General features: G+C 64.4%; 11 protein-coding genes. 7 read left to right on the top strand and 4 right to left on the bottom strand.

The annotated features are described in order from the left end of the window. Nucleotides 1-36 precede the first annotated feature (36 nt). A complete protein-coding gene (locus tag CH281_RS04265) occupies nucleotides 37-1977 on the bottom strand; it encodes a hypothetical protein (RefSeq protein WP_143544755.1) in 1941 nt (646 codons plus the stop codon). A 391-nt stretch (nucleotides 1978-2368) separates the two neighbouring features. Between CH281_RS04265 and CH281_RS04260 the strand changes: the two genes are divergently transcribed. Next, complete coding sequence (locus CH281_RS04260) at nucleotides 2369-3430, top strand: cellulase family glycosylhydrolase (protein ID WP_094693123.1); 1062 nt, start codon at nucleotides 2369-2371, stop codon at nucleotides 3428-3430. A 72-nt stretch (nucleotides 3431-3502) separates the two neighbouring features. Then, nucleotides 3503-5554: a PhoX family protein gene (locus CH281_RS04255; RefSeq protein WP_048318965.1), complete on the top strand. Its 2052-nt coding sequence runs from the start codon at nucleotides 3503-3505 to the stop codon at nucleotides 5552-5554. A 67-nt stretch (nucleotides 5555-5621) separates the two neighbouring features. On the opposite strand, the gene CH281_RS04250 is transcribed toward CH281_RS04255, so the two are convergent. Then, nucleotides 5622-6503, bottom strand: a complete 882-nt coding sequence (locus tag CH281_RS04250) for a LysR family transcriptional regulator (protein ID WP_094621791.1) — start codon at nucleotides 6501-6503, stop codon at nucleotides 5622-5624. Nucleotides 6504-6642: 139 nt separating this feature from the next. Between CH281_RS04250 and CH281_RS04245 the strand changes: the two genes are divergently transcribed. After that, complete coding sequence (locus CH281_RS04245; protein WP_081371272.1) at nucleotides 6643-7836, top strand: MFS transporter; 1194 nt, start codon at nucleotides 6643-6645, stop codon at nucleotides 7834-7836. Nucleotides 7837-7976: 140 nt separating this feature from the next. Beyond that, a complete protein-coding gene (locus tag CH281_RS04240) occupies nucleotides 7977-8663 on the top strand; it encodes a thioesterase domain-containing protein (protein ID WP_094693071.1) in 687 nt (228 codons plus the stop codon). Nucleotides 8664-8673: 10 nt separating this feature from the next. Here the strand turns inward: CH281_RS04240 and ggh are convergent, their stop codons facing one another. Continuing rightward, nucleotides 8674-10011, bottom strand: coding sequence for a glucosylglycerate hydrolase (ggh, locus tag CH281_RS04235; protein WP_094693121.1), 1338 nt, complete (start codon nucleotides 10009-10011; stop codon nucleotides 8674-8676). A gap of 107 nt (nucleotides 10012-10118) precedes the next feature. Here ggh and CH281_RS04230 point away from each other — a divergent pair, with 107 nt between their 5' ends. Continuing rightward, nucleotides 10119-10634, top strand: coding sequence for a DinB family protein (locus tag CH281_RS04230; protein ID WP_094693069.1), 516 nt, complete (start codon nucleotides 10119-10121; stop codon nucleotides 10632-10634). Nucleotides 10635-10647: 13 nt separating this feature from the next. Continuing rightward, nucleotides 10648-11319, top strand: a complete 672-nt coding sequence (locus tag CH281_RS04225; protein WP_094693067.1) for an SDR family oxidoreductase — start codon at nucleotides 10648-10650, stop codon at nucleotides 11317-11319. Between the two features lie 218 nt (nucleotides 11320-11537). On the opposite strand, the gene CH281_RS27210 is transcribed toward CH281_RS04225, so the two are convergent. Continuing rightward, nucleotides 11538-11771: a LuxR C-terminal-related transcriptional regulator gene (locus tag CH281_RS27210; RefSeq protein WP_032367970.1), complete on the bottom strand. Its 234-nt coding sequence runs from the start codon at nucleotides 11769-11771 to the stop codon at nucleotides 11538-11540. A gap of 339 nt (nucleotides 11772-12110) precedes the next feature. On the opposite strand from CH281_RS27210, the gene CH281_RS04215 reads away from it, so the two are divergent. Continuing rightward, on the top strand, nucleotides 12111-13349 hold the full coding sequence (locus CH281_RS04215; RefSeq protein WP_032392620.1) for a TetR/AcrR family transcriptional regulator: 1239 nt from the start codon (nucleotides 12111-12113) through the stop codon (nucleotides 13347-13349). Nucleotides 13350-13368 lie beyond the last annotated feature (19 nt).

Below are 13368 nucleotides of genomic sequence, written 5' to 3'. Positions count from 1 at the left end.
ACCGCGTGAAAGACCGCGGCAGCTGCCCGTCCTCGCTCATTGTGAGCCGCTGTCTCGACCCGGATCGCGCGCCGAACGACGTGATCGGACGGCGAACACGAATGCCGCGACGCCGCCGACTGCAAGTACCGCCAGGCCGACTCCGACGACGACCACCACCATCCGATCGGAGGTCCCGTCGTCGGTGGCCGCCGCCGCGGCGTCTGCTCCGGACAATGCACTGCTGGACAACGACATCGGCTCCGTGTTCTGCGCGGCAAACAGGATATCGCCGTTCAGCGCAAACCACCGCGCCGGATCGGCATCGAGCCAGGACAACATGCCGTCGAGCTCGTCCGGTGCCGAATTCCACGACGCCACGAGGACGGCGTTGCTGCGCACCGACGTGACCTGCATCGTCGCCAAGGGCTCGGCGATATCCACCGTGAGCTCGGTGGCACCGCCCGCGGCCTCGGGGTCCGTGATTCGGAAGGTCGTCTCGTCGACCGAGGACAGCGGCAGCGTCACCGAGTCCGGAAGCTCTGCGACAGGCGAAATCACGACGGCTGGTGCGCTACCGTCGAGCGCCTGCTCCATCGATACGACCTCGGGATCGAGCGGCAGGCTCGACAACCGCTGCAAGCCGATCGCGAGGGTGACAGCCCGGACAACTCCGGCGTAGGACTCGTCGGCGAGAGCTATGTCGAACTGCGGCATCAAGGCCTGCGGCATCGACCGCCATCCCAGTGGCACCGGTGACGACGAATCGGTGGATCGCACGAGCGTCGAACCGGCTACGGTGACAGTCGTTTCGGCGGCGGCAGCGCAGGAGCTGCCGGAAGAGGCCGACGGATGGTCGACGGAAACATCGAGAGTCCCCACGCGAGAGAGTGCGGTATCCGGGATGTCGATCCATCGATCGAGACGGCCGGTGTCGTCGGCCTCCCAGACTTCGAGTGGCGATCCGTCGACCGAGGCTCGCACAGATCCGGCACCCGGGGTGTAGCTGCCGATCAGGTGCACGGACACGCTCCCGGCCGATCGTCCGAGTCGCGTCTGATCGATATCGACAGATGCGGTTGCCGTGGAACCTCCTGTGCCGGAGACGGTTCCGATTCCGAGGTCGTCGAGGGTGATCGAATCGGGTGCGAGTCGAGCCTGGGGTGCCCCCGGTCCGGCCAATGCCGAGGTGCCGATTGCGATCTGGGAGAGATCACTGGTGATCAACCGGGCTTGATCGGTGAGATCCGATCCCGTACCGGCGAGGTACAACCGTGGGGGAGCCTGCTCGACGGGGTAGATCAACTCGGCACCGGCGTCGGAGTTCTTCGTCAGCACGATCGATCTTTCGAACGAGCCGTCGGGTACCGCCCCCTGAAGCTCGCTGTCCGGGCGCACTTCTACCTGGACCGGCTGCGCACCGTAGTGGTGTACCACGGATGTGGCCACAGTTGTTGCTGCGGTGATAGTTTCGCGGTCAGGCGTGGCGGGCACGAACAGCGTCAACTTGCGCAGCAGCACCGGTAGGAAATCAGCGATGGTCCCCGGGACGGCCGGCGCTCCCGAGTAGTCGACGGTCGCATCGATCAATCGGACCGCGTCCGAATCGGGATCGGGGCAGTAGCGATCGTCGGGAATGACGGAAGGGATCAGATCGAGTGGAATCACTCCGTCGACCGTTCGCGTAGCGGCCAGCGGAATCGACACCGGAGTGGTCGGGGCAGCGCCGTCGAGGGCGATACGAGTGATCGGACGCCCGTCCGATTCGACGTCGACCCACCCGCGATCGAGCCAAGCGGGCGTGGTCAGCACCGCGTTCAGGGTCGACGGAACGGCCCCTGCAGGAGATGGCACCGTCACCCTCGTACGCGGTCCTGTCAGGTCGACCGTGGTGGACTGCCCCAAGCCCAACTCGGGAAAAGTGAAACGAGAGAGCTCGTCTGCGCTTGCAGCAGTGGGTTGGTCCTGATCGCCGGGTTGCGCCGACGCTGTGGTCACCGAAAGCAATATCGGGACCACGGCGAGAGCTGTCACAGACGCAGCGCGAACGATTCGCATGAGAAATGTCCAGTCTTCGAAATGAACGGAGAGTCAAGAGAATAGCGCGACTCGTTGGCGCGCAGGACTTTCGGAGTGCCGATCACAATACTCACAGCACGCAAACAGCGCCAGAACCCGCCGTTGAATTCGGTTTCTCCGACTGTAACGGCGATTCAGTTCGCTCTTTGTCGATTCCGTCGATCAACAGCCGACAATGTCCTCCGGCGCGGAGTCGAATTCGGTAAAGCCGCTCGTCATCGACGGCTTCGGAATCTACGCATCCGCGTCTACCATTACGGCGATGCGCATCGCGTCGAAAGTCCTTCAGTGCGTTCTCGGTGCTGTCCTGATGTCGACGGTCGTACCGGGCATGGCCGAGACCGCCACGGCGGCACCTGTTGCCGGCGCTCGTGTCTCCGCGAGCACCGATGGTCTCGAACTCGACGGTCGACCGTGGTGGCCGACCGGGTTCAACGCCTACCAACTCGCCACCGATTGGTCGGTCAATGCCGGATGCGGGGCGATGGTGGACCTGGACAGTTACTTCGAGGCGCTTCCTCCACATTCGCTGACCCGGTTCGACGCCTTTCAGGCACTGGCGATCAACCGATTCACCGGTGCCCTCGACTTCGGGCCGATGGATGCGGTCTTCGCCGCCGCCGAGGCTCACGATCAACTCCTCGTACCGGTGCTGTCACCCCAGGACGGGGCGTGCGAGGGAAACGTCTTCAAAGACAGGCAGTGGTACGTCGACGGCTGGACGACGGCCCCCGGCACGCCCAGCTCGACCGCGAAGATCAGCTTCCAGCAATGGATGCTCACCGCTGCGAATCGGTGGAAGGACTCGTCGGCGTTGGCTGCGTGGGAGCTGGTCGGTGAACCGGAGACGAGTTCGTGCACGGATACCTCGTGCTCCTGGTCCAGCCGAACCTGTACGGCCGGTGCTGCAGAGGTGCTTCGCTCGTTCTTCGACACTGCAGGACAACAGCTCCGCTCCGCCGATCCTCGCACTGTGATCACAGCGGGCCTCACCGGCGGAGGCCAGTGCGGAAGCCAGGGTGACGAGTACGAGTACCTCGCCCAGTCGCCCTTCGTCGATGTGTTGCAGTACCACGATTACGGTGCTGACGGCGTGCCGTTGCCCGGAGATCAGTGGAACGGGTTGCAGCGGCGGATCACTCAGAGCGCCGCGGTGGGCAAACCTCTGTTGGTCGGGGAGATCGGCCAACTCGCCGGTTCATGTGGCGATGTCGATTCTCGAGCAGCCGGTATTGCCGCGAAGATCGACGGCCAGCGTGCCGCTGGTACAGCAGGGGCGCTGTTGTGGGCTTTCGTACCGGATCCGCGGCCCACGGACTGCACTTACGACATCGGACCGGCCGATCCGCTGTGGCAGACGATCGGACGTTAGGGCAACCTCGTTCTCCCCAACTTCACCTGGACGTTCCTTTACTTTCGCTTTTGGGTGACAGCGTGCCGTGACATGAAGCCACTGCCCCTGTTCGCCGTTCACGACGGAAGCTCCAAACGATCATCGTTGACCTGCAAGTACAAGTGCGGCGATGCCTGTTTCCACGAGATTCCCAATACGTCGAAGGGCCAGTACTTCGGCGACATCGTCAAGACTGCGATGTCACGGCGCGGCGTCATCAAGGGCGGGGCGATGGCAGTGCTCGCCGTCGGCGCGGGTAGCGCGCTGGCCGCATGCTCGACCGACGAGCCGGCAGCCACCGGAACCTCGACCACCTCGGGCTCCGATACCCCGCCCGTCGACGGCGTCGATTTCGTTGCAGTGGAACCGAACACCGAGGACGCGGTCGTCGTTCCCGACGGCTACGAGCAGGGCATCGTCATTCGCTGGGGCGACGCCGTCGTCGCGGGCGCACCGGCCTTCGACTTCGACAAGCAGACCGGCGCGGCGCAGGAGAAGCAGTTCGGTTTCAACAACGACTTCGCCGGCCTGCTGCCGATCGAGGGCACGCCCAACGCCCACCTGCTGGTGGTCAACCACGAGTACAGCACCGAGCCGGCAATGTTCAAGGGCTACGACGCGGAGAACCCCACCCGTGAGCAGTTCGACGTAGCCCTTGCGGCACACGGCCTTTCCGTCGTGCAGGTGCAGGGCGAATCGGGCACCGGCAAGCTCACCCCCGCTATGGGCCAGTACAACCGGCGCATCACCGGCACCACCGAGTTCGTCATCACCGGGCCCGCCGCAGGCAGCGACTTCCTCAAGACCAGCGTGGACCCCACCGGCACCAAGGTGTTCGGCACGTTCAACAACTGCTCGGGCGGTCTCACGCCGTGGGGAACGGTTCTCTCCGGCGAGGAGAACTTCAACCAGTATTTCGCCAACGCCGAAAGCGTCACGGATGCGACTGTGGCCAAGCGCCTTTCGCGCTACGGCGTCGAAGGCGGTGCCAGCGAACGTAAGTGGGAGCGCTTCGACAAGCGATTCGATCTGGCGCAGGAACCCAACGAGGTCAACCGATTCGGCTACATCGTCGAGGTGAATCCGTGGGATCCGCAGTCGGCCCCGATCAAGCACACCGCTCTGGGCCGGTTCAAGCACGAGGCCGCGACCATCCACGTCACCGACGACGGCACCGTCGTGGCGTACAGCGGCGACGACGAACGCTTCGACTACATGTACAAGTTCGTCTCGAGCCGAAAGATGATGCCCGGCACCGGCCAGGCCGCGATGCGCAACAACCTGACCTTGCTCGACGCCGGCACGCTGTACGTCGCCAGCCTCACCGGCGATACCCCCGACGAGATCGACGGCTCGGGCACGCTGCCCTCCAACGGTGAATTCCGTGGCAGCGGAACGTGGATCCCCTTGCTCGAAACCGGCGAGGACGGCCGCGGCAAGTCTCTCGTCGACGGTATGTCGGCCGAGGAAGTCGCCGTGTTCACCCGTCAGGCGGGTGACGCAGTGGGCGCAACCAAGATGGACCGCCCCGAAGACTTCGAGCCGAACCCGGTGACCGGCAAGGTGTATGTCGCACTGACCAACAACTCCAACCGCGGCACCGAGGGCAAAGCGGCCGCCGACGAGGCCAATCCCCGCAACAAGAACAAGAACGGGCAGGTACTCGAACTCGACGACGACCACGCCGGGACGTCGTTCACGTGGAACCTCCTGCTGGTCTGCGGTGATCCGAACGAGGCCGACACGTACTTCGGCGGATTCGACAAGAGTCAGGTCAGCCCCATCTCGTGCCCCGACAACCTCGCCTTCGACTCGAAGGGCAACCTGTGGGTCTCGACCGACGGTAATGCCCTCGACTCCAACGACGGCCTGTTCGCCGTGGTGCTCGACGGCCCCCGTCGCGGCGAGACACGTCAGTTCCTGACCGTCCCCGCCGGCGGCGAGACCTGCGGCCCCATCGTCACCGACGAGCGCGTCATGGTCTGCGTCCAGCACCCGGGTGAAAGCGACGACGCCACCGCCGACGCACCAATCTCGCACTGGCCCGACGGCGGCGACACGCAGCCACGGCCGTCCATCGTCGCGGTGTGGAAGTCCGCCTAGCCCAGACTGTTTCGATAGAGCCACGATGCCCGTAGTCGAATCCTCGACTACGGGCATCGGGCGGTGTTCACTGCGCCACCGACGACGCGATCAAATCCTCGACCACCGCGGCGATCACGCCATTCGCGTGCTCGGGGTTGGTCACCACCGACACCGTTCGGGTCGGTGCATCGATGACGTCGATCATGTGCAGTCCGGGGAGGATCGACGCCAAGGACGACGGCAGCAGTGTCACCCCCAACCCTGCTGCGGTGAGTTGACCGATGAGGTCGGCAGAATCGGCCTCCAGAATGCGTCCACGGGGAACCGACGAGCGGGTGAATGCATGATCGGATTGCAGTCTGGCCTCGCTTCCCGCCGGCCGGTCGATCATCGTCATCTCGGACAGGTCGGCCAACCGTATCGAATTCCTTTGAGCCCAAGGATGATCGGGACCGACGAACAGTGACAGTGGCTCCGTCCACAGGGCGGTGACCGCCAATCCGGGATGTGGGCGTCCGGGCGCGAGTCCGATGATTCCGAGATCGAGGTCTCCGCGTGCGATGCCGTCGAGAACGTCGGCGCTCGGCCGCGGCAGCAACGTCACCGACGTGTTGGGAAATCGCTGGGAGATACGGCCGACCACCGCGGCCAGATCGACACGGGCGAGAGGCGCAATCATGCCGATACGCAGCCGCCTGATGGCGGTCGTGGGATCGGGCGCGACGTCGGCCACCAATCGGGACACGGCACCGAGCACGCTGTGCGCGCGTTCGAGAAAGATCTGTCCGGCCGGGGTGATGGTGACGCTTCGGCTCGTGCGCGCGAACAGTTCCACGCCCAGCTCTTTTTCCAGGTCTCTGATCTGGCTGCTCAGCGCCGATTGAGCGACTCGCAGCCGAGCTGCTGCACGCCCGAAGTGCTGCTCTTCGGCGACCGCCACGGCGTACCGGATGTGTCTGAGTTCCACGCTTCGCAACTCTATCTGTTTAGACGATCGATCGTTCGGAACGTTCTATTGGACAGCTGGATGTGCAACGAGCACCCTTGTTCATGTGAAGACAGCAAGCACCTCGCGCACCGGCGTGAGCACCCCCGTCGTCGCCCTGATGGCGATCGCCACCGGACTCTCGGCCGGCGGCAACTATCTCAACCAGCCGCTGCTCGACCTCATTGCCACCGAATTCGACGTGTCCGAGACAGCGGCAGCCACCTCGGTGACCGTCGCACAGATTTCCTATGCCCTCGGCCTGCTGCTCATCGTGCCTCTCGGCGACGTCGTCGATCGCCGCACGTTGAGCGTCGGGCTGATGATTCTCGCTGCGACGGGTCAGGCGATCACCGGATTCGCTCCCGGCCTCTCCTGGCTCCTCGTCGGCACGGCGATCGCTGGACTGTTCTCGGTGGCGGCGCAGGTGATCGTGCCGTTCGCCGCGTCGATGGCACACCCGGAGCAAGCGGGACGCATCGTCGGAGTGGTCATGGGCGGGTTGCTGACGGGCATCCTGCTGGCCCGCAGCATCTCGGGGCTGCTGTCGTCGGTGACGGGGTGGCAGGGCGTCTACCGCGTGGCCGCAGTGTTGATGCTGGTCGCCGCGGCCGGCCTGTGGCGGGTGCTGCCACGCAACACCGTGACGGCCGACGTCACCTACGGCTCGGCGCTGGTGTCGATGGTTCGGCTGGTACGCACCCACCCCAGGCTTCGGACTCGCGCGGTGCTCGGCGGTCTCGGCTTCGCGTCGGTGAGCACGGTGTTCGCGACGATGACGCTGTTGCTGTCGTCGAGGTTCGGTTTCGGTGCCGTCCAGATCGGACTGATCGGATTGGCCGGTGTCGGCGGCGCGTTGATGGCCTCCGTCGCGGGCCGGCTCGCAGACCGCGGACTGGTGCAATGGGCCAGCGGTACCTGTGCGGTTCTGCTGATCGCACTCTGGCCGATGTTCGCCGTCGGCGGCCACTACTGGGTGGTGTTCGTGGTCGCATTCGTACTTCTCGACCTGGCACTGCAGGGCGTGCACGTGAGCAACCAGCACATCGTCTACGCCCTGGAACCGGCTGCTCGCGCCCGAATCAACTCCGTCTACATGACGACGTACTTCGTGGGCGCCTCAGCAGGATCTGCCGTCGGGACGTTGGCGTGGAAGCATTTCGAGTGGGCAGGTGTGTGCGCTGCGGGGGCCGTGTTCGCGGTCGCCGCACTGCTGGTCTGGCTACTGGATCTGCAAGTGGACGCCCGTCGACGTCGGGAAAACACGTGCGGGACGCCCGGTGGGTCCGAGCCGACGATGGTGAACAGTCACTAATGCGTTCTGTTCCGAGACGTGGTTGAGTCGTTCTCGATGAGACGTGGGTAACACTCACGCTGCCGACGGCGACATACCCAGAGTCGGCACGAACAAACCATAGAAACACGAACTACTTCTCTTGGCTCGGAGGCGCACCCATGACTGTCGTGAACGATCGCATCCACGTGGCTCTCACGGAACTCGACCCGTCCGATTACGCGGTGCCGACCATCGCACCGATTCGTACGGCCGGCCACCTCGACCCGGTGTTCTGCATCCACCCCCTCGTCGGGCTGGTCGACTGCTACGCGGAACTCGCAGCACACGTCGACGACGCGCGTCCCATCTACGGCGTCCAGGTCCCGACGTCGGGAGAGCTCGCGGAGTCCCTCGTCGCCTTGGCCTCGCAGTACGCCGACGACATCGTTCGCATCCAGACCGACGGGGCCGTACACCTGCTGGGCACGTCCTTCGGTGGAGTACTCGCGCACGCCATCGCCGTCGAGCTGCAGAGTCGCGGCGTCACGGTCGGTGCACTGACGTTGCTCGACAGCGACCCCGTTCGGTCCAGCGCCGACAGCGCCGACCTGCTCGGATCCATGGGCGACGACATCGATCGCAGCCACGCCGAAGAGTTGCTCGCCGTTGCCTCGCACAACGACGAACTCGCCCAGCGGCACCTGCCGGGCATCTACTTCGGTGACATCCTCGCCGTGTCCTCGATGGGAACCGACTCCGGTTCCGCGTGGCACCCCTTCGTCTGCGGCACGATCGCCAAGTACCTCGTGCCCGACGCCACCTCGTTCGACATCGTCGGCCCGTTGGTCGACAGCTACCTCGGCTGACCCGTCCGGCTCATCCGAGCCAATCCAGCACTGCAGCGGCCGTCCAGGACTGCTGCATGCTGCCGAGCGGCTTGCCGGTGAACGGCTCGTAGTACTCGGCGAAGCTGCCGTCACTTGCCTGGCGCAGACCCTCGTCTCGCAATGACAGTGATCGCTCCGACCACCCGCGGCGTGCGAAAGCCCACGAGAACAGCCATGTCATCACCGGCCATACCGGTCCCCGCCAGTACTCGCGAGCACGGAAGTCCTTCGACACCGGGGACGTCGACGGCGGTACCGCGTACCGCAGATCCGGATGTCCGCAGAACCGGGTGCCCTCGAAGATCCGAATGAGATTGCGCTCCTGCTCGCGCGGCAGTCCTCCGCACAGCAGCGGCGCGAACATGGCAATGGTCTCCGTGCCGATCCACTGACCCGTCCGCAGATCGAAATCTCGTGCCCCACCCGAACGCGTGTCGGTGGTCGCGATGACTCCCTTGCGGAACTTGTCCGCCCACACGCGCAATTCGCGCACATCCGAGCGCGGCCGCGAGTGGTCCTCCCCGATGGTGGCGAGGACGTCGCACGCGACGGCGAAGATGGCACTGACGAACACGTCCTCGACGGCGAAGCTCATCTTCGTCTTCAACGCATCGTCGTCGTAGCCGACCTGTTTCATCTCCTCCACCAACCAGATGTAGCGGTCGTACTCGATGTTGCTGGGCCGCTGAGACGAGTCGGTGATGACCGCCTTGTCCTCGCGAAAATACGGATCCATCTCTCCGGCAACCACATTGGCGTAGGCCGAATCCCATCGCGGCGAATTGTCCATGCCGGACTCCCAGCCGTGGAACAGCGCGATGCGTCCGTTGTCGTCGACGTCGCGGGCCTGGGCGAGCCAACGATGCCACCGCACCAGATCACCCCAGCGGCGATCGAGGAACTCCTCCGCCACCGCTCGCGTCGTGCGGCCGTGGCGTTTGGAGTGATCGAGGATGCGCTGCACGGCGATCGCGTGGACGGGTGGTTGGGTGATTCCGGAGGTCTGCGGACTCATCGGAGCGTGGGTCGCCAACGTCCCGGTGGCCCACCTCGCAGGGCCGGGGAAGTAGCCGTCGACACCGTTGGCGAACACGATGTGCGGAATCATCCCGTTCTTCCACTGCGCCGAGAGCAACGTGTCCATCTCCACGACGGCCCGCTCGACGCTCAGCGGTGCCAAGCCGACGGAAACGAATGCGGCGTCCCAACTCCACATGTGCGGGTACAACCTGGGTGCTGCGCTGGTCATGGTGCCCAGGTCGTTGCCTCGGAGCAGATACGCCGCACGTGCGGCCAGCTGCGTGGAAGTGAAACCGCGATCGCCCATGCAGATAGTTTGCGTCCGGCGGCCGATTTCTGCTCGGTTGGATTGCGGACCGAACGTGTCCGCGATCGCTCCTAGTGTGAGTTTCACCAGCTACCAGGAGGAAAACGATGGCCACCGAGAACACCGACATCCAGAAAATGCTCGCCGAACAGCGCGCGAACTTTCTCATCACCGTCCGCGGCATCAGCGAGGAACAGGCACGCACCCGCACCACCGCGAGCGCGCTGACCCTCGGCGGACTGCTGCACCACGTGATCAGCAACGAGCGCCACTGGATGACAGTGATCGCAGAGTTGGACGAGACGGCCGAATTCGACATGGCCGCCGCCGGCAGCGAGTACGTGATGGCCGAAAACGAGACCGTCGCCGGACTCGTCGCCGAATGGGAAGAGGTGGCCGGTGCCACCTCGGCAGCGCTGGAAACTTTGGACCTCGACCTGTCGGTACCTGTCCCGACGGCGCCGTGGGCACCCGAACGAATCTGGCAAAGTGCACGATTCACGGTTCTGCACATCCTTCGCGAAATCTCTCAGCACGCCGGCCACGCGGACATCATTCGCGAGGAACTCGACGGCGCGAACACCACCCAGGCATGGGCATCCGAGGCGGGGATGAGCTTCTAGCTAACCTGAGTTCATGACTCGTACTGCGTTGGTGACCGGAGCAAGCCGGGGTCTCGGGGCCCATATCGCTCGATTGCTCGCTCCGGACCATCACGTGTTGCTGGGTGGTCGGTCCACCGAGTCCCTCGCCCCCATTGCGTCGGAACTGTCCGGGTCCACCCCGTGGCCGGTGGAACTGACCGATCCGGACGCGGTGGCCGCCGCCGCGTCGAACATCGATTCTCTGGATGTGTTGGTGCACAACGCCGGGGTGGCAGCGCTCGGGACGGTCGAAGAGTCGACGGCGGACGATTGGCGTCGCCAATACGAGGTGAACGTCATCGCCGTCGTCGAACTCACTCGATTGCTACTCCCTGCACTGCGCTCCGCCGAAGGCCATGTGGTGCTGATCAATTCGGGTGCCGGCATACGCGCCAACCCGGGTTGGGGTGCCTACGCGGCGAGCAAGTTCGCGCTCCGCGCCTTCGCTGATGCACTGCGCCTCGAGGAGCCGTCGTTGCGCGTCACCTCGGTGCACCCAGGACGCATCGACACCGAGATGCAGCAGGAGATCGTCGCGCACGAAGGCGGGGAGTACGACGGCTCGAAGTTCTTGCAGCCCAGCACCGTTGCCCGTGCAGTGCGCAACGCAATCGATACCCCCGCCGATGCTCACCCCACGGAATTGGTGCTCCGCACCAGGTGAGCGAAACTTCGTAGCAGGGGTCGAGTTTCCACTCACAACATGAGCTTCGTCCCCGGCGTTGTTCACAGGACCGACTGCATCTCCCTCTTCACCCTTGCCAGTGGACGAATGGAGTCTTCTCATTCACTCGGATGATCTATCGCTTACGGTCCGGGGCGGCGACTGCCAAAGAGCTCGGGAACGCATCCACAGGCTTCAGCAACGCGGACAACCCAGCTTCAGAGCTCGTCCAGTTTCACGATGCCGTCTTGCAGGGCGCGCGCGACGAGTGCAGCTTTCGTGGGAGCGGCGCGTCCGACGCGGGAGTACTTGTCGCGGATCCTCGTCAGGTGCGTGTTGACGGTGCCCAATGCGATGTGGAGGCGTGCGCCCACGTCGACCTTGGAATCGCAGTCCAGCCACGCCTTGAGCACGGTGATCTCACGCGCGGTCAGGCCCGGTGAGGTGTACACCCCCACAGCCCGCGCGGGCGCAGGGGTGGGCCTCGCTCCGCCGGGCCTGGTACCGAGTGGAGAGCGGACGCCGCTCGACACCGAGACTCGCGAATAAAGTTGGGGTCGATGACTCGTCGCTACCATCTTGGCCTCCTGATGCAATCGGCCTACGGACCGATCTGAATCTGACCACGGTTGCCGAACTCTATGCAACACAAGCTTATTCGAGGCTTTACTCCACAAAGCATGTCCGGCTACACCATGCTTTAGTTGAAACTAAACAGCAGGATCCGGACCATCCAATTGCTATAGTTCAAGATCCAACAATGCGGTGCAGGTGGACGAAGGCGGTAGTCGGTGAACCAGAAGTCACTCCCACGGGAGCAGTTCCTTCAGGCCGGATATCGCCTGCTCGGTGAGATGGACACGACCGATCTTGCGCGTTCGCTCTCGATCTCGGCCGTCGTCGAACGCGCGGGGCTGTCGCACCAAACTTTCCACAACACGTACCCCGGCAACTCTCGCGGCGGCGGGTCCGGTGGCAAGGAAGCTTTCGTCGAAGACCTCCTCGACCACCTCACACTCGATTACACCGGTACTGCGGCTACTACCGGCAGCCAGGACGTGAAAGCTCCGGTGTCGGCGCTGTTCGACGACCTCACGTCCGGTCTCATGCGACGTCGCCTCGTCGCAGTGCTGCTGGCTGCCGACCACAACGGTGCCCGAAAGGCCGTCATCCCCGAGTTCGAGCGCTTCGACACCGACCTGCGATCCATCATCGGTCAAGCGGTGCAGGCTCACGGCGGTTCGTTGCGCCAACCACTGTCGCTGACAAACCTCTCGGCGGTCGTCGGGGCTCTGCTCGACGGGTTGGCGCTCCGGGAGGTGCTCACGCCGGGCTCGGTGTCCTCCGACGACGTTGCATCGGCCACCAACTCGATTCTCCAGTGGGCCATAGACCCACTGCATTCCGACCGCACCGTTGCCCAACCCGATCCGGGCGAAATCTCGGATGCTCTGCGGCCCGACCTCGAGGCCGACGTGATCGCGGCGACCGAAACTCTGTTCGTCGACAACGGCTACTTCCTGGTCACCCTGGCCGACATCGCGGCGGCGGCGAAGATCCGCGTAGAAGACCTTCGACGACTGTTTCCGAGCAAGGTCGACATCATCGTTGCGGCGCTGAAGCCCGAATTCGACCGTGTGCTCCGCCTCCGTCGCGCCGACGAACGCCTCGGAGTCGACCCCGCCACCGCACTGCAACGCACGTTGGTTTCGTTGGGCGAGTTCGTCATCGACAATCGAGCCATGAGCTCGGGCATGCTGCTCGCCTTGAGCTTCGAACAATTCCACCAACCGAGCACCATCACGACGGTCATCGAAAACCTCTACCTCCCGTCCGCTGTGGTCCCCATCCTCGAACGCGGACGTGAAAGCGGCGTGTTCAGCGACGACGCACCGGCACTCGAAGCCGCAATCATGTTGACCAACAACATTCTCTTCCGCTGCCTGACGCGTCCTGCGGAGTCCGCAACCGAAGTGGCGCAGGGTGTCCTGCGAATACTGATGCCCGGTGTTGCGATACGGCCAGCGTGAGGACGCTCGACTGAACTGT

Origin of the sequence: Rhodococcus sp. 06-221-2, assembly GCF_002258365.1 — a bacterium.
Taxonomy (GTDB): domain Bacteria; phylum Actinomycetota; class Actinomycetes; order Mycobacteriales; family Mycobacteriaceae; genus Rhodococcoides; species Rhodococcoides fascians.
Note: the sequence above shows the minus strand (reverse complement) of the source record. Positions and strands in the feature narration are given on the sequence as shown.